The organism is Streptomyces sp. NPDC005728 (assembly GCF_040630895.1).
Classification (GTDB): domain Bacteria; phylum Actinomycetota; class Actinomycetes; order Streptomycetales; family Streptomycetaceae; genus Streptomyces.
In genome coordinates this window covers 1-16,716 of the sequence record NZ_JBEXYL010000133.1, presented here as the reverse complement: position 1 = coordinate 16,716, position 16,716 = coordinate 1, and the positions used below count along the sequence as shown (strand labels likewise).

The 16,716-nt window shown below is 69.7% G+C and carries 15 protein-coding genes and 1 riboswitch; of the genes, 11 read left to right on the top strand and 4 right to left on the bottom strand.

Annotation, left to right across the window (positions count from 1 at the left end; genetic code table 11):
* Window positions 1-163 precede the first annotated feature (163 nt).
* From ABZ471_RS43235 to ABZ471_RS43190, 10 genes are all read left to right on the top strand, one after another.
* A complete protein-coding gene (locus tag ABZ471_RS43235) occupies window positions 164-775 on the top strand; it encodes a CDP-alcohol phosphatidyltransferase family protein (protein ID WP_359074652.1) in 612 nt (203 codons plus the stop codon).
* Between the two features lie 113 nt (window positions 776-888).
* Complete coding sequence (locus ABZ471_RS43230) at window positions 889-3,384, top strand: mannose-1-phosphate guanyltransferase (RefSeq protein ID WP_359074650.1); 2,496 nt, start codon at window positions 889-891, stop codon at window positions 3,382-3,384.
* 120 nt (window positions 3,385-3,504) lie between these two features.
* Complete coding sequence (locus ABZ471_RS43225) at window positions 3,505-4,419, top strand: DUF881 domain-containing protein (protein ID WP_359074648.1); 915 nt, start codon at window positions 3,505-3,507, stop codon at window positions 4,417-4,419.
* Window positions 4,416-4,748: a small basic family protein gene (locus tag ABZ471_RS43220; RefSeq protein WP_003988855.1), complete on the top strand. Its 333-nt coding sequence runs from the start codon at window positions 4,416-4,418 to the stop codon at window positions 4,746-4,748. The genes ABZ471_RS43225 and ABZ471_RS43220 overlap by 4 nt, the downstream gene beginning before the upstream one ends.
* A gap of 5 nt (window positions 4,749-4,753) precedes the next feature.
* Entirely contained in the window at window positions 4,754-5,614 is an 861-nt protein-coding gene (locus tag ABZ471_RS43215) for a DUF881 domain-containing protein (RefSeq protein ID WP_359074646.1), read from the top strand.
* 148 nt (window positions 5,615-5,762) lie between these two features.
* Window positions 5,763-6,635, top strand: coding sequence for an FHA domain-containing protein (locus tag ABZ471_RS43210; RefSeq protein ID WP_359074654.1), 873 nt, complete (start codon window positions 5,763-5,765; stop codon window positions 6,633-6,635).
* Window positions 6,636-6,671: 36 nt separating this feature from the next.
* Window positions 6,672-7,409, top strand: a complete 738-nt coding sequence (locus ABZ471_RS43205; RefSeq protein ID WP_359074644.1) for a MerR family transcriptional regulator — start codon at window positions 6,672-6,674, stop codon at window positions 7,407-7,409.
* Between the two features lie 85 nt (window positions 7,410-7,494).
* Entirely contained in the window at window positions 7,495-7,968 is a 474-nt protein-coding gene (locus tag ABZ471_RS43200) for a bifunctional nuclease family protein (protein ID WP_004002801.1), read from the top strand.
* A gap of 264 nt (window positions 7,969-8,232) precedes the next feature.
* On the top strand, window positions 8,233-8,916 hold the full coding sequence (locus tag ABZ471_RS43195) for a MerR family transcriptional regulator (protein WP_359074642.1): 684 nt from the start codon (window positions 8,233-8,235) through the stop codon (window positions 8,914-8,916).
* A gap of 75 nt (window positions 8,917-8,991) precedes the next feature.
* Entirely contained in the window at window positions 8,992-10,332 is a 1,341-nt protein-coding gene (locus ABZ471_RS43190; RefSeq protein WP_359074640.1) for a DNA polymerase IV, read from the top strand.
* Window positions 10,333-10,415: 83 nt separating this feature from the next.
* On the opposite strand, the gene ABZ471_RS43185 is transcribed toward ABZ471_RS43190, so the two are convergent.
* Window positions 10,416-10,784, bottom strand: a complete 369-nt coding sequence (locus tag ABZ471_RS43185) for a PRC-barrel domain-containing protein (RefSeq protein ID WP_359074638.1) — start codon at window positions 10,782-10,784, stop codon at window positions 10,416-10,418.
* A gap of 119 nt (window positions 10,785-10,903) precedes the next feature.
* Window positions 10,904-10,998: riboswitch (glycine riboswitch) on the top strand.
* A 174-nt stretch (window positions 10,999-11,172) separates the two neighbouring features.
* Here ABZ471_RS43185 and gcvP point away from each other — a divergent pair.
* On the top strand, window positions 11,173-14,058 hold the full coding sequence (gcvP, locus tag ABZ471_RS43180) for an aminomethyl-transferring glycine dehydrogenase (RefSeq protein ID WP_359074636.1): 2,886 nt from the start codon (window positions 11,173-11,175) through the stop codon (window positions 14,056-14,058).
* Between the two features lie 53 nt (window positions 14,059-14,111).
* Here the strand turns inward: gcvP and ABZ471_RS43175 are convergent, their stop codons facing one another.
* The 3 genes from ABZ471_RS43175 to modB form a co-directional block, all read right to left on the bottom strand.
* Window positions 14,112-14,531, bottom strand: coding sequence for a TOBE domain-containing protein (locus ABZ471_RS43175; protein ID WP_359074634.1), 420 nt, complete (start codon window positions 14,529-14,531; stop codon window positions 14,112-14,114).
* A 28-nt stretch (window positions 14,532-14,559) separates the two neighbouring features.
* Window positions 14,560-15,651 (bottom strand): ABC transporter ATP-binding protein, encoded by a 1,092-nt coding sequence (locus ABZ471_RS43170; RefSeq protein ID WP_359074632.1) that lies wholly within the window; start codon window positions 15,649-15,651, stop codon window positions 14,560-14,562.
* Window positions 15,652-15,827: 176 nt separating this feature from the next.
* Window positions 15,828-16,673 (bottom strand): molybdate ABC transporter permease subunit, encoded by an 846-nt coding sequence (gene modB / locus ABZ471_RS43165; protein WP_359074653.1) that lies wholly within the window; start codon window positions 16,671-16,673, stop codon window positions 15,828-15,830.
* Between the last annotated feature and the right edge of the window lie 43 nt (window positions 16,674-16,716).

Here is a 16,716-nt window from a genome sequence, read left to right as displayed (position 1 = left end):
CAGCGCCGATGGTACTGCAGGGGGGACCCTGTGGGAGAGTAGGACGCCGCCGAACTCCTTTTACAGCTCCGGCTCTTGGGCACTGCCCAGGAGCCGGAGCTTTTTTGCGTTGAGGTAAGGTCAGGGGGCATCGTTGGCTCGTTTTAGCACAGGAGGCCCCCGGGTGGAGGTCCAGGAGACCCGCGTCCAGACGGAACGGGTCCTCACCATCCCCAACATCCTCAGCATGGCGCGGTTGGTGGGCGTACCCCTGTTCCTCTGGTTGATCCTCAGGCCGGAGTTCGGGGGCCCCAACAGCGACGGCTGGGCCCTCCTCGTGCTGGCCTTCAGCGGGATCAGCGACTATCTCGACGGCAAGCTCGCCCGGCGCTGGAATCAGATCAGCAGCCTCGGCCGGCTCCTCGATCCCGCCGCCGACCGGCTCTACGTCCTTTCCACCCTGGTGGGCCTCACCTGGCGCGAGATCCTGCCGATCTGGCTGACCGGCCTTCTCCTCGCGAGAGAACTGGTTCTGCTGGTGATGGTGGGCATCCTCAGGCGTCACGGCTATCCGCCGCCGCAGGTGAACTTCCTCGGGAAGGCGGCCACCTTCAACCTGATGTACGCCTTCCCGCTGCTGCTCCTCAGTGACGGAAGAGGATGGATCGCGTCACTCGCTGCAGTTTTCGGATGGGCGTTCGCAGGATGGGGTACAACCCTCTATTGGTGGGCAGGAGTGCTCTACGTGGTACAAGTCCGCCGCCTGGTGGTCCGCGCGGACGCCACGGCCGATTGAGCTCGTTGATTGTCCGGACATAGTGGCCCGATGGCCTGCTGCGGAGAACTGCGGGACAATCTGGACGGGTGAAGTCGGCTAGACCGTCGTCTCTTTAGGAGGACGCTTCCGACATGAAGGCCGTCGTGATGGCCGGTGGCGAAGGCACACGCCTTCGCCCTATGACCTCCAGCATGCCCAAGCCGCTCCTGCCGGTGGTGAACCGCCCGATCATGGAGCATGTGCTACGGCTGCTCAAACGGCATGGGCTCAACGAGACCGTTGTCACCGTGCAGTTCCTGGCATCGCTCGTCAAGAACTACTTCGGGGATGGCGAAGAGCTCGGAATGGAGCTCACATATGCCAACGAGGAGAAGCCACTCGGTACCGCCGGAAGCGTCAAGAACGCCGAAGAGGCGTTGAAGGACGATGCTTTCCTCGTCATCTCCGGTGACGCCCTGACCGACTTCGATCTCACCGACCTGATCAATTTCCACAAGGAGAAGGGCGCACTGGTCACCGTTTGTCTGACCCGGGTGCCCAATCCGCTGGAGTTCGGCATCACCATCGTCGACGAGGAAGGCCAGGTCGAGCGTTTCCTGGAGAAGCCGACCTGGGGGCAGGTCTTCTCCGACACGGTCAACACAGGCATCTACGTCATGGAGCCCGAGGTTTTCGACTATGTCGAAGCCGATGTTCCCGTCGACTGGTCCGGAGATGTCTTCCCGCAATTGATGAAGGAAGGCAAGCCGATCTACGGCTATGTCGCCGAGGGTTACTGGGAAGACGTAGGCACCCACGAGAGCTACGTCAAGGCCCAGGCCGACGTCCTGGAAGGCAAGGTCAACGTCGAAATCGACGGATTCGAGATCTCCCCGGGCGTCTGGGTGGCCGAGGGCGCCGAGGTCCACCCCGATGCCGTGCTCCGCGGGCCGCTCTACATCGGTGACTACGCCAAGGTGGAGGCCGGCGCCGAAATCCGCGAGCACACCGTCGTCGGTTCCAATGTCGTCGTCAAGAACGGTGCCTTCCTGCACCGGGCCGTGGTCCACGACAACGTGTACGTCGGCCAGCACAGCAATCTGCGCGGCTGCGTCGTCGGCAAGAACACCGACATCATGCGGGCCGCCCGGATCGAGGACGGCGCGGTCATCGGTGACGAGTGCCTGATCGGTGAAGAATCGATCGTTCAGGGCAATGTGCGGGTCTACCCGTTCAAGACGATCGAGGCGGGCGCCTTCGTCAACACCTCGGTCATCTGGGAGTCGAGAGGGCAGGCGCAGCTCTTCGGTGCCCGGGGTGTCTCCGGAATCCTGAACGTGGAGATCACGCCCGAGCTGGCCGTACGGCTGGCAGGCGCTTATGCGACCACGCTGAAGAAGGGTTCCACGGTCACTACGGCCCGTGACCACTCCCGGGGTGCCCGTGCCCTCAAGCGGGCGGTGATCTCCGCGCTCCAAGCCAGTGCCATCGACGTGCGGGACCTGGAGAACGTTCCGCTCCCCGTGGCCCGGCAGCAGACCGCCCGGGGCAGCGCCGGCGGCATCATGATCCGGACCTCGCCGGGTGTGCCCGACTCCGTCGACATCATGTTCTTCGACGGGCAGGGCGCGGACCTCTCGCAGGGCGGACAGCGCAAGCTCGACCGGGTGTTCGCACGCCAGGAGTACCGCCGGGCGTTTCCCGGTGAGATCGGCGACCTGTACTTCCCGGCGAGCGTCTTCGACTCGTACACCGGCTCGCTGCTGCGGAACGTCGACAGCACCGGGATAGCGGAGTCGGGTCTGAAAGTCGTCGTGGACGCCTCCAACGGCAGCGCCGGCCTCGTCCTGCCCAGCCTGCTCGGCAAGCTCGGTGTGGACTCGCTGACGATCAACCCTGGTCTCGACGAGTCGAGGCCCACGGAGACCGCCGAGATGCGCCGTAACGGGCTGGTGCGCCTCGGCGAGATCGTGGCGTCCTCGGGAGCCGCGTTCGGTGTCCGGTTCGACCCCGTCGGCGAGCGGCTGTCGCTGGTGGACGAGAAGGGCCGGATCATCGAGGACGACCGGGCCCTGCTCGTGCTGCTGGACCTGGTGGCCGCCGAGCGGCGGAGCGGACGTGTGGCGCTGCCGGTGACCACGACCCGAATCGCCGAACAGGTGGCCGCCTATCACGGCACGCAGGTCGAATGGACCACGACCTCTCCCGACGACCTCACGCGCGTGGGACGCGAAGAGGGCACCATCTTCGGAGGTGACGGCAAGGGCGGGTTCATCGTCCCTGAGTTCAGCGGTGTCTACGACGGCACGGCTGCCTTCGTGCGGCTGATCGGGCTGGTGGCGCGCACGCAGCTCACTCTGAGCCAGATCGACGCGCGGATTCCGCGGGCGCACGTCCTCAAGCGGGACCTCGCGACCCCGTGGGCCGTCAAGGGCCTGGTGATGCGGCGGGTCGTGGAGGCGGCTGGCGATCGCTTTGTCGACACGACGGACGGCGTGCGGGTCGTGGAGAGCGACGGGCGCTGGGTGATGGTGCTGCCCGACCCGGCCGAGGCCGTCACCCATCTGTGGGCCGAGGGACCGGACGACGCCTCGGCGCAGGCGCTGCTGGACGAGTGGTCGGCCGTGGTGGACAGCGCCGGACGGTAGAACCGGCGGCTCCGGACTGCAAAAGGCACCGCACACGCGCGTGCCGGACACGTGTCCCCCAGGGGGCCTGTCCGGCACGCCGGTGGGGCCATTCGGAGGTACTGCTCGCGACATGCGACGATGTGCGGCATGCCGCAGCAACCCCCCGTTCGGAGCAGCCCCACGCGGCCGCAGCGTCCGGACGCCTCCATGTCGTTGATCACCAACGTCATGGACCACAGCCTCGACGACGGGTATGCCGAGGCCGCCGCCCGGAAGGAGTCCCGGGGCGAAGGCGGGCTGCCGAAGACTCTCAGGGCGAAGCTGGGTCTGGCGGCCGGACTGGTCCTCACGGCGTTGGTGGTGACCGTCGGGGCGGCACAGGCGCGCGTGGCGGCGCCCGTGGTGGCCAAGGAGCGCCAGGAGCTGATCGACCGGGTCGACCGAGAGACCGCGGACGCGGACAGCCTGGAGAAGGATGTCGACGAACTGCGCGACGACGTCGACGCGCGCCAGCGGGCGGCACTGAAGCAGAGCGGCGGCGCCGAGGGAGGCCTGGTGGGCATCCTGTCGGGCGCCACCGGGGTGCACGGCCCCGGGGTGAAGCTCGTGGTCAACGACGCCAAGGAAGCCAGTACGGGCGGCGATGGCACGAATCCTCGTGAGACCTCCGGCTTCTCCGACACCGGGCGGCTGCGCGACCGGGACATGCAGCGGGTGGTGAACGGGCTGTGGGCCTCCGGGGCCGAGGCCGTCTCCATCAATGGACAGCGGCTGACGGCCCTGTCCGCGATCAGGGCCGCGGGTGACGCCATACTGGTCGACAACAGGCCGCTGGTGCCGCCGTACACGGTGCTGGCGGTGGGGGACGGGGAGCGGCTGAGCACCAGGTTCCGGAACAGCGCCGACGGGCTGTATCTGCATGCCCTGGAGGAGAACTTCGGCATCCGCGCCACCATCTCCGCGGAGGGCGACGTCCGGTTGCCCTCCGCGCCGAGTGTGATCGTACGCACAGCACAGCCGAACGCCGAGAAGACTGAGAAGGGCACATCGTGATCGCCGTACTGGGCCTCGTCGTGGGAGTCGTGGCCGGCCTGTTGGTCCGACCTGAGGTTCCGGCGGTCGTCGAGCCTTATCTGCCGATCGCCGTCGTGGCGGCGCTGGACGCCGTGTTCGGTGGTCTGCGGGCCATGCTGGACGGCATCTTCGACGACAAGGTCTTCGTGGTGTCGTTCCTGTCGAACGTCGTCGTGGCCGCGCTGATCGTGTTCCTGGGCGACAAGTTGGGTGTGGGCGCGCAGCTGTCCACGGGTGTCGTGGTCGTGCTCGGTATCCGGATCTTCTCGAATGCCGCGGCTATCCGACGGCACGTCTTCAGGGCGTGAGGTCGATGAGCAACCAGGAGGAGCAGCCGGAGAACAGGCTGCGCAAGGAACTGCCCGCCGAGGTGCCGGCCGCGGCCGCCGAGTCCGAGCAGCCGTCCGAGCAGCCGTCCGTGCAGGCATCCGCTGAGAGCGGTGAGCCGCAGCTCACCGGGCGCCAGCGGCTGGTCAAGGGGCTGTGGCCGCCGAGGTTGACCCGGGCCCAACTCATCGTCGCACTGCTGTTGTTCGGCCTCGGTTTCGGACTGGCCGTGCAGGTGGCGTCGAACAGCGACAGTGACAGCGCGCTGCGCGGCGCCCGTCAGGAAGATCTTGTTCGCATCCTCGATGAACTGGATGACCGTACTCAGCGTCTTGAAGACGAGAAGCAGGGACTCGAAAAGCAGCGCCAGGAGCTGCAGAGCAGCTCCGACCAGGCCGCAGAGGCGCGGAAGCAGACCGCCGAGAAGGAAAAGCAACTGAGCATTCTGGCGGGCACCGTGGCGGCGCAGGGTCCCGGCATCTCCATGACGATCGAGGACACGGAGGGGACGGTCAAGGCGGACATGCTGCTCGACGCGATCCAGGAGTTGCGCGCGGCCGGCGCGGAGGCGATCCAGGTCAACGGGGTGCGGGTGGTCGCGGGCAGCTACTTCACCGATTCCGACAAGAGCGTGAGCGTCGACGGGAACAAGATCAACGCCCCCTATCGTTTCAAGGTCATCGGGAAGCCGCAGGATCTCGAGCCTGCTCTGAACATCCCTGGAGGCGTGGTGCAGACCCTGGAGAAGGAGCAGGCCACGGTGACCGTGGAGCGATCGAGCAAGATCGTCGTGAACGCCTTGCGGCGGGTGAAGCAGCCTGACTACGCTCGGTCGTCCTCCCAGTGAACCGGCGGTGCATGGCGGACGTCCGGCGGGGGCATGAGGTTGCGGGGGGTCGGCGCACCGAAGAGGTGGTGCGTGGTGGAAACTGTCTGGTGGATACGGACGTTGTGAGGGTGTCCGGGTCGGCCGGTGAAGGCAATCAGGGTTCGTCCTGCCCCACGGGCGGGTCTGTTTCGGTCAAGGGGAATCGCCCGTGAAGTTGTTTGCGAAGTTGTTCGGCAAGAGCGCGCGAGAGGGTAGCGACAACGCGACCGCTCGTCATCGCGCACAGCCTGACGCAGAGGGCCAGCGTCCGCTGTTCCGCGACCAGGTCGCTGGTCCGGGCGGTGGCATTTCCGGAGGCCAGGGCGCGGCGTCTGTTGACCCTGCCCAGTCCGGCGGCATAGGTTTCGGGCAACCGTCAACCTCAAGTGCGGGTGGAGGGTTTGCCCCCGACCCGTACGCGTCCAACGCTTCCGCGGGGCAGCCGCGGCAGGAGGATCCGTCCATGTCGGTCCTGGTGTGTACGAGGTGCGGTAACCGCAATGCGGAGAACGCCCGGTTCTGTTCCAACTGCGGTGCGCCGCTGCGGCCCGGTGTGGCGCCGGAGCGCGCGTCCGAGACCACGTCCACGATCTCCATCTCCGGTCTCGAGGCCTACGACGCCGAGGTGACCGGTCAGACGCCGGTGCCGACGCTCTCGCCCGAGGCGCAGGCCGCGGTGGACGCGCTGCCGATGGGTTCGGCGCTGCTGGTGGTGCGGCGGGGACCGAACTCGGGCAGCCGCTTCCTGCTGGACAGCGACCTGACCACGGCGGGCCGTCACCCGCAGAGCGACATCTTCCTGGACGACGTGACGGTCTCCCGCCGGCACGTGGAGTTCCGGCGCGCCCCGGACGGCTCGTTCACGGTGGCCGACGTGGGCAGCCTGAACGGTACGTACGTCAACCGTGAGCGGATCGACCAGGTCGCTCTGTCGAACGGTGACGAGGTGCAGATCGGCAAGTACCGGCTGGTCTTCTACGCGAGCCGGCAGGGTATCTGACCTCCGGACCCGTCCGGGGGACCCCAGGGAAGGTCCATGCTTCATACACCGAGCGGCGGTGCCCGAAGCGGTGCCGCCGCCACGGACAGTGGGCTGATGAGCATCGGCACGGTGCTGAACGCGCTGCGTGACGAGTTCCCCGAGGTCACCATCTCCAAGATCCGGTTTCTGGAGTCGGAGGGCCTCGTCGAGCCGCAGCGGACCCCCTCGGGGTACCGAAAGTTCAGCGCCGGGGATGTCGAGCGCCTCGCTCATGTCCTGCGGATGCAGCGGGACCACTATCTGCCGCTCAAGGTCATCCGCGAGCACCTGGACGCCATGGAGCGGGGTGAGGCCGTCCAGCTGCCGGTGGTGGGGCGCCAGCGCACCGGGGAGGACGTACCGGAGACGCCCGAGCGGCCCACGGTGGCCCGGATCGGTCGGGCGGGGCTGATGGCGGCTGCGGAGATCGACGAGGCAGACCTGGAGGAGTGGCAGTCGTACGGGCTGATCGCTCCCCTGGAGGACGGGGCGTACGACGCGGAGGCCGTCACCGTGGCCACGCTCATCGCCGAGCTGGGCCGGTTCGGGATCGAGCCGCGCCACCTTCGGGTGATGAAGGCCGCCGCCGATCGTGAGGCGGGGCTCTTGGACCAAGTGGTGGCCCCCCTGAAGCGCCATCGCAACCCGCAGACCAGGGCTCACGCCGAGGCTCGTACGAAGGAGCTGGCGGCGCTCACGGTGAAGCTGCACGCCGCCCTGGTGCAGATCGCTCTAGGTGTACGGCTGCCCTGACCGGCGGTCCGTCCGGGCGGCCGGATCGGGCACCTGTTCCCGGCCCGACTACCCAAACGTCCCGGGCACGGCCTAGGGTTGCTGTGTGAACGAGCTCGATGTCGTAGGTGTCCGGGTGGAAATGCCCTCCAACCAACCGATCGTGCTCCTGCGCGAAGTGGGGGGCGACCGTTACCTCCCCATCTGGATCGGGCCGGGGGAGGCGACGGCGATCGCCTTCGCCCAGCAGGGCATGGCCCCCGCGCGACCGCTGACACACGACCTGTTCAAGGACGTGCTGGAGGCAGTCGGCCAGGAGCTGACCGAAGTGCGCATCACGGATCTCCGTGAGGGCGTCTTCTACGCGGAGCTGGTCTTCGCCAGTGGGGTCGAGGTAAGCGCCCGTCCTTCCGATGCCATAGCGCTCGCCCTGCGTACCGGAACGCCGATCTACGGGAGCGACGGGGTGCTGGACGACGCCGGCATCGCGATTCCGGACGAGCAGGAGGACGAGGTGGAGAAATTCCGCGAGTTCCTCGACCAGATCTCGCCCGAGGACTTCGGCACCAGCAGCCAGTGAGGCGGGGCCGGCCAGGCGGTCCTCCGCGGGCCCGTGACCGGCCGGTCGACGGCTCGTTCGCGCCCGGTGCCATGGCAATTGCCACCGGCCATTGAGGGCGTCCTACGGCTCCCCGCGAGAGCATTCGGCTAGCCTTTCCCCGCGGTGGGGTACGGGAAACCACTCCCAGGGTGATTATCACTCGGCGTGCCGAGTGTGGCGATCGTTGACGCACCCCTGGCGACTGCCTACCGTCGAGAAGGCAGGTCAAGGACGGAGGTCGGCGTGAGAACGAGCGGCGACGGTACGGCTGGGGGTGCCCCCGGACGCGGCTTTGGGGAGAGCGGTCCGTACCCTCCCCCAGGCTCTCAGCTGCGTTCGGGCAGGGGGTACAGCCAGCCCGGCAGCGCGGTCGACCACGCCCCGCAGCGACCGACGGCCGTGCCCAACGGCGGAGGGGCGGCGTCCATGGCGTCCGAGGAGATCGGCTATCGCGGGCCCACGGCCTGTGCGGCCGCCGGCATCACCTACCGGCAGCTCGACTACTGGGCCCGCACCGGCCTGGTCGAGCCGAGCGTGCGGCCCGCCTACGGGTCGGGCACCCAGCGTCTGTACAGCTTCCGGGACGTCGTCGTCCTGAAGATCGTGAAGCGCTTCCTGGACACCGGCGTGTCGCTCCAGAACATCCGTACGACCGTCCAGCATCTCAGGGAACGCGGTTTCCGCGACCTGGAGCGCATGACCCTCATGAGCGACGGCGCCACGGTCTACGAGTGCACCTCGCCCGACGAGGTGCACGCCCTGCTCCAGGGCGGTCAGGGCATCTTCGGGATCGCCGTCGGCGTGGTCTGGCGGGACGTGGAAAGCGCACTCTCGCAGCTGCACGGCGAGCGCATCGACACCGGGGAGACCCTGGTCGGGCACAACCCGGCGGACGAGCTGGCGAGGCGGCGCAACCGGGCCGTCTGACGCCGTCCGACAATGCCCACCGGCGGGGGCCTCCGGGGTCCGGCATTGTCAGTGGCGTGGTGCAGCATCGGAGATGTGAGAAACGCGCCCACGATCCTGCATCTCGACATGGATGCCTTCTTCGCCTCGGTGGAGCAGGCATCCAAACCGAGCCTGCGCGGTAAGGCCGTCGTCGTGGGCGGGCTCGGACCGCGCGGGGTGGTGGCCACCGCGTCGTACGAGGCCAGGGTCTTCGGGGTCCACTCGGCGATGCCGATGGCACAGGCCCGCCGGCTGGCGCCGAACGCCGCGTATCTCGTGCCGCGCTTCGCCCTCTACCGGTCGGTCAGCGAGCAGGTGATGGCTCTGCTGCAGGCGCTGTCACCGCTGGTGGAGCCGCTGAGCCTGGACGAGGCGTTCGTGGACCTGGAGGCCGGGAAAACGGCCTGGGACGAGGAGTCGGCGCGGCTGGCCGGGACAAAGCTGCGCGCGGACATCCTGGCGGGCACCGGGCTCACGGGGTCGGTGGGGCTGGCCGCCTCCAAGATGCTCGCGAAGATCGCCTCGGAGCAGGCCAAGCCCGACGGACTCGTGCTCATCGAGCCCGGCACCGAGCGGGCGCTGCTCGGCCCGATGTCGGTGCGGACCCTGCCAGGGGTCGGCCCGGCGACCGGGGACCATCTGCGGCGAGCCGGGATCACCACCGTCGAGGAGCTGGCCGAGGCGGGCGAGGACGAACTCGTACGGCTCCTCGGCAAGGCGCACGGGCACGCGCTGTACGCCATGGCGCTGGCGCGCGACGACCGGCCCGTGGTGGCCGAGCGGGAGGCCAAGTCGGTGTCGGTCGAGGACACCTACGACGTGGACATCCACGACCGGCTGCGGGTCGGCCTGGAGGTGCAGCGGCTCGCCGACCGGTGCGTGCGGCGGCTGCGTGGGGCCGGGCTGTCCGGGCGGACCATCGTCCTCAAGGTGCGGCGGTACGACTTCTCGACGCTGACGCGCTCCGAGACGCTCAGAGGCCCCACGGACGATCCGGCGGTGATCCGGGAGGCGGCCGCACGGCTGCTGGAGTCCGTCGACACCACGGGCGGGGTCCGGCTGCTCGGCGTGGGTGTCTCCGGGCTTGCCGACTACACCCAGGAGGACCTGTTCGCGCAGGCGGCGGGTGGCCTGCAGCTCGCCGAGCCGGAGGAGGTGGCGCCGGAGGCGGGGGAGGAGCAGCCGGAGCCTGCCGAGCGGCACTGGCGTGCCGGGCATGATGTCCGGCACGCCGACTACGGGCACGGCTGGGTGCAGGGCAGTGGCCTGGGCCGGGTCACCGTGCGGTTCGAGACACCGGACTCGGAGCCGGGGCGGGTGCGTACCTTTCTTGTCGACGATCCTGATCTGGAGGCGGCTGATCCGTTGCCGTTGGTGGCGGATGCCGGTCCGTAAGGGAGCTGCCGGTCGTCATGCGGGTGTGTGGTGGCCTGTCGCGCCCACGCGGCGGAGCCGCATGTCGGTACTCCCCGCGCCCCTCAGGTTTCCTCCGTGCCCGCCAGCTTGCCGAAGTCGCGGTCCGGGAGCGGAGGAGGGGCGACGTCCAGGCCGTAGTGGTGGTAGAGCTGGAGTTCCTGTTCGGGGGAGAGGTGGCGGCCCACGCCGAAGTCGGGGGCGTCCTTGATGAGCGCACGCTCGAAGGGGACCCGGAGGGCGCCTTCGACCAGTTCGCTGGGCTCCAGCGGGACGAACGCGTCCCGGGAGAACAGACCCGTGCGTATGGCCGCCCACTCCGGCACGCCCGTCGCGTCGTCGAGGTACACCTCGTCGATGGTGCCGATCTTGGTGCCATTGCGGTCGAACGCCTTGCGGCCGATCAGGTTGCGCGGATCGATGTCGGTCTGCACGGTCCCTCTCCCTCCACGTGGTCGCAACTCATCCGTAAGCACTACAAAAGAGCACATTCAGGGAGGCGGCCACTCGAGGGCTCAGGCGTTGACCTCGCTGGTAGGCTGACAGCGGCTGCTGACCCCGTGCGGGAGAGTCCTCCGAACACCTCGGAGGCGCCGAAGGAGCAACTCCTCCCCGGAATCTCTCAGGCTCACGTACCGCACGGACGAGGTCACTCTGGAAAGCAGGGCGAGGGCCGACGGCCCCCGCCCTCACCGACGGTGAAAGCCGGGTCCCTCGGGCGCCCGGTGAAGCTCTCAGGTTGAGATGACAGAGGGGGAGGCCGTCGGGGCAACCGTGCCGTGGTGCCCCTCGAAGGTCGCGTCAGACCAGGAGGCCTCCGCAATGACCGCCCATCGCACTCCGCTCTCCGAGCTCGAAGCGGGCATCCCCTTCGAGCAGCGTCACATCGGGCCCGATCAGGAGGCGCGGGCCAAGATGCTCGCGCACGTCGGTTACGGCTCCCTCGACGAGCTGACCGCCGCCGCGGTCCCGGACGTGATCAAGAACGCCGACGCCCTGGATCTGCCGGGCGCCCGCACCGAGGCCGAGGTACTCGCCGAGCTGCGCTCGCTCGCCGACCGCAACCAGGTCCTCGGCTCCATGATCGGGCTCGGCTACTACGGCACCTTCACCCCGCCCGTCATCCTGCGCAACGTCATGGAGAACCCGGCCTGGTACACGGCCTACACCCCGTACCAGCCGGAGATCTCGCAGGGCCGTCTGGAGGCCCTGCTGAACTTCCAGACCATGGTCGCCGAACTCACCGGCCTGCCCACCTCCGGCGCCTCCCTGCTGGACGAGGGCACGGCCGCCGCCGAGGCGATGGCGCTGTCCCGGCGCATGGGCAAGAACAAGAAGGGCCTGTTCCTGGTCGACGCGGACGCCCTGCCGCAGACCGTCGCCGTCATCGAGACGCGCGCCGAGCCGACCGGTGTGGAGATCGTCGTAGCCGACCTCAGCGACGGCATCCCGGCCGACATCGCGGCGCGCGAGATCAACGGCGTGCTGATCCAGTACCCCGGCGCCTCCGGTGCCGTGCGCGACATCAAGCCGGTCATCGAGCAGGCGCACGAGCTGGGCGCCATCGTCACCGTCGCCGCCGACCTGCTGGCCCTCACCCTGGTGACCTCGCCGGGCGAGCTGGGCGCGGACATCGCCGTCGGCACGACCCAGCGCTTCGGTGTGCCGATGGGCTTCGGCGGACCGCACGCGGGCTACATGGCGGTGCACGAGAAGTTCGCGCGCAGCCTGCCCGGCCGCCTCGTCGGTGTGTCCGTCGACGCCGACGGGCACAAGGCCTACCGCCTCGCGCTGCAGACCCGTGAGCAGCACATCCGCCGCGAGAAGGCCACCAGCAACATCTGCACCGCGCAGGTGCTGCTCGCCGTGATGGCCGGCATGTACGCCGTCTACCACGGCCCCGAGGGCCTGCGCACCATCGCCCGCCGCACCCACCGCTACGCCACGATCCTCGCCGAGGGCCTCAAGGCCGGCGGTGTCGAGATCGTCCACGGCTCCTACTTCGACACCGTCACCGCGCGCGTGCCCGGCAAGGCCGCCGAGGTCGTCGCCGCCGCCCGCGCGAACGGGGTCAACCTGCGGCAGGCCGACGCCGACCTCGTCTCCCTCGCCTGCGACGAGACCACCAACCGCGCCCAGCTGGCCGCCGTCTGGTCCGCGTTCGGCGTCGAGGCCGACATAGAGGCGCTGGACGCGACCGCCGGGCAGGCCCTGCCGGAGGCGCTGCTGCGCACCGACGAATACCTGACCCACCCGGTCTTCCACGAGCACCGCTCCGAGACCGCGATGCTGCGCTACCTGCGCAAGCTCGCCGACCGCGACTACGCGCTCGACCGCGGCATGATCCCGCTGGGCTCCTGCACCATGAAGCTCAACGCGACGACCGAGATGGAGCCGGTCACCTGGCCCGAGTTCGGCCAGCTGCACCCCTTCGTGCCCGCCGAGCAGGCCGAGGGCTACCTCACGCTCATCCGCGAGCTGGAGGACCGTCTCGCCGAGGTCACCGGCTACGACAAGGTCTCGCTCCAGCCGAACGCCGGTTCGCAGGGCGAGCTGGCCGGTCTGCTGGCCGTACGCGGCTACCACCGCGCCAACGGCGACGAGCAGCGCACCATCTGCCTGATCCCCTCCTCCGCGCACGGCACCAACGCCGCCAGCGCCGTGATGGCCGGGATGAAGGTCGTCGTCGTGAAGACCGCCGAGGACGGCGAGATCGACGTCGAGGACCTGCGGGCCAAGATCGAGCAGCACCGCGACGAGCTGGCGGTCCTGATGATCACCTACCCGTCCACGCACGGTGTGTTCGAGGAGCACGTCGCCGACATCTGCGGCCAGGTGCACGAGGCGGGCGGCCAGGTCTACGTCGACGGCGCCAACCTCAACGCCCTGGTCGGCCTCGCCAAGCCGGGCCACTTCGGCGGCGACGTCTCCCACCTGAACCTGCACAAGACCTTCTGCATCCCGCACGGCGGCGGCGGCCCGGGCGTCGGCCCGGTCGCGGTCCGCGAGCACCTCGCGCCGTACCTGCCCAACCACCCGCTGCAGCCCGCGGCCGGCCCGGAGACGGGTGTCGGCCCGATCTCGGCGGCGCCGTGGGGCAGCGCGGGCATCCTGCCGATCTCGTGGGCGTACGTCCGTCTGATGGGCGGCGAGGGTCTCAAGCGCGCCACCCAGGTGGCGGTGCTCTCCGCGAACTACATTGCCAAGCGCCTGGAGCCGCACTACCCGGTGCTCTACAACGGCCCCGGCGGTCTCGTCGCGCACGAGTGCATCATCGACCTGCGCCCGCTGACCAAGGCGACCGGCGTGAGCGTGGACGACGTGGCCAAGCGCCTCATCGACTACGGCTTCCACGCCCCGACCATGTCCTTCCCGGTGGCCGGCACGCTGATGATCGAGCCGACCGAGTCCGAGGACCTGGCCGAGCTGGACCGTTTCTGCGAGGCGATGATCGCCATCCGCACTGAGATCGAAAAGGTCGGCTCCGGGGAGTGGCCCGCGGAGGACAACCCGCTGGCGAACGCGCCGCACACCGCGGCCGCGCTCGGCGGCGAGTGGAAGCACGCCTACAGCCGCGACGAGGCCGTCTTCCCGGCGGGTGTCTCGGCCGCCGACAAGTACTGGCCGCCGGTGCGCCGCATCGACCAGGCCTTCGGTGACCGCAACCTGGTCTGCTCCTGCCCGCCGCTGGACGCGTACGAGGACTGAGCGAGTGCGTGAGGGCCCCCGTCCGCTCCTGGGCGGGGGCCCTCACGCATGCTCTACGCCGTCGCCAGCGCCACCTCGGTCGACTTGATCAGGGCGATCACGTCCGAGCCCACGAAGAGGCCGAGGTCTTCGGCCGCGTCCTTGGTGATCACCGCCGTGAGCTCGCCGTCGGCCACGGAGATCTTCACGCAGGCCATGGCTCCGCCATGGGTGAGGTGGACGATCGCGCCGGGCAGCCGGTTGCGGATCGACAGGCCGTCGATCGTGCTCGTGGCGAGGGAGATCTCCGTCGACTTCACCAGGGCACGGACGGGGGTGCCCGGGGCGAGGCCGAGCTGCTCGACGGCCTCCAGGGTGATGGCCGCCATGAGGTCCTGCCCCCCGTTCAGACGGACCTTGACCGTGGCCATGACCTCGCCGGTGTGGACCTCGGTGACGGTGCCGGGGAGCTGGTTGCGGATGCTCAGTGTCATGAGCACTCACCGTAGAGCGCCCGCCCGGTCAGGCCGGATATGCGTGCGTCTGCGTCGCTTTCACCGTCGCCCAGACAGCCGCACCCGGGTGCAGATCCAGCTCGGCGGCGGCGATCGTGGTGAGGTCGGCGGCGAGGGGGAGTGCGCCGGTCAGGTCGGCGCGGATCTGGTCGCCGTGGGTCTCCAGGCCGGCGACCTCGCAAGGCCACAGATTGCGGGCGCTGGCGCCGGTGGGGCGGTCCCGGAAGAGCGTGACGGCGGACGGCGGGAACGCCACGAAGACCGGCCCGGACAGGTCCTCCATGGTCGTGATCGAGGGTCCCGCGCCGAGCCGTACCGTGTGCCCCTCGGCCTGCCCCCGGTAGAGGTTGAGACCGACGAGCTGGGCGATGTAGTCCGTGCGCGGATGGCGGGCGATGTCGGCCGGGGTGCCCTCCTGGACGACCCGGCCGTGCTCGATCACCACCAGCCGGTCCGCGAGCACCATGGCGTCCAGCGGGTCGTGGGTGACGAGGACGGCGACCGCCTCGAACTCGGCCAGGTGGCGGCGGAGCTGGGAGCGGACCTCCAGGCGGGTCCGGGCGTCCAGGGCCGCGAGCGGCTCGTCCAGGAGCAGCATCCGGGGCCGGACGGCCAGCGCGCGGGCGAGCGCGACGCGCTGGGCCTGGCCGCCGGAGAGACGGCGGGGCTTGGCGCCCGCGTGCGCGGCGAGGCCCATACGGTCCAGCCAGGCGGCGGCCAGGGCACGCGCCTCGGTCTTGGTGGCGCCCTGGCAGCGCGGTCCGAAGGCCACGTTGTCCAGGGCGGACAGGTGCGGGAAGAGCAGGTAGTCCTGAAAGACGACGCCGACCGGGCGGGACTCGGGCGGGGTGTGCTCCAGGGAGGCACCGTCCAGCCGCAGGTGCCCGTCGGTGAGCGGGACCAGCCCGGCGAGGACACGCAGCGCGGTGGTCTTGCCCGCGCCGTTGGGGCCGAGCAGCGCCACGACCTCCCCGGGGGAGGCCGCCAGCCGGACGTCGAGCAGGAAGGAGCCCTGTTCGACGACGAGATGGGCGTCCAGGCCCTGCTCGCCCACGGCCTCGGGCGCGAGACCGGCCTCGGGGGCGTGGATGTCGGTCATGAGAGGAACGTCCAGCAGGGTCTCGTGGCGGGCGTGGTGTGGTCGTGCCGGGTTGTCGGTCGGGGCGTGAGGTGGTCGTGCTGCGTCGTCGGTCAGGGCACGGTGCGGTCGTACCGCCGTCCTCGGGCGTGCGTGCCGTCGTACACGTCCGATCGTCCCCCATGGGTGCGCGGCTGTCAGGAGCCGGTCAGCCATCGGTCGCGCAGCGCCGCCAGGACGGCGATCGACACGGCCAGCAGGACCAGGCTGAGCGAGATGGCGGCCTCGGGGTCGTTCTGCAGGGCGAGGTAGACCGCGAGGGGCATGGTCTGGGTGCGGCCGGGGAAGTTGCCCGCGAAGGTGATCGTCGCGCCGAACTCGCCGAGCGCGCGGGCCCAGGCCAGGACCGAGCCCGCGGCGATGCCGGGGGCGATCAGCGGCAGGGTGACCCGGCGGAACGCGGTGAAGCGGGAGGCTCCCAGTGTCGTGGCCGCCTCCTCGAACCGCGGGTCGGCGGCGCGCAGGGTGCCCTCGACGCTGATGACCAGGAACGGCATCGCGACGAAGGCCTCCGCGATGACGACCCCGGTGGTGGTGAAGGGGAGGGTGATCCCGAACCAGGCGTCGAGCCACTTGCCGATCACTCCGTTGCGGCCCAGGGCGAGGAGCAGGGCGACACCGCCGACCACCGGCGGGAGCACCAGGGGCAGGGTCACCAGGGCCCGTACGAGACCTCGGCCGGGGAAGTCCGTGCGTGCCAGCAGCCAGGCCAGCGACACCCCCAGGACGAGGCTGACGGCGGTCGCGGCCGTGGCGGTGACCAGGGACAGCCGGAGCGCCTGCCACACCTCGGCGCTGGTCAGCTGATCCGGCAGGCTGCCCCAGGGGGCCCGGAGGAGCAGCGCGATCAGTGGAAGCAACAGGAACGCCAAGGCCACCAGGCCCGGCACGAGCAGCGGGAGGGGTACTCCGCGCCGGCCCGTGCGGACGCGACGGCGCCGCGGCCCACCCGTGCGGGCGCTGCCCGAGGACGACAAGGAGATGCGGCGCCGGCTGCGGGACGCAGCCCGCGAGGCCTGGTGCGTG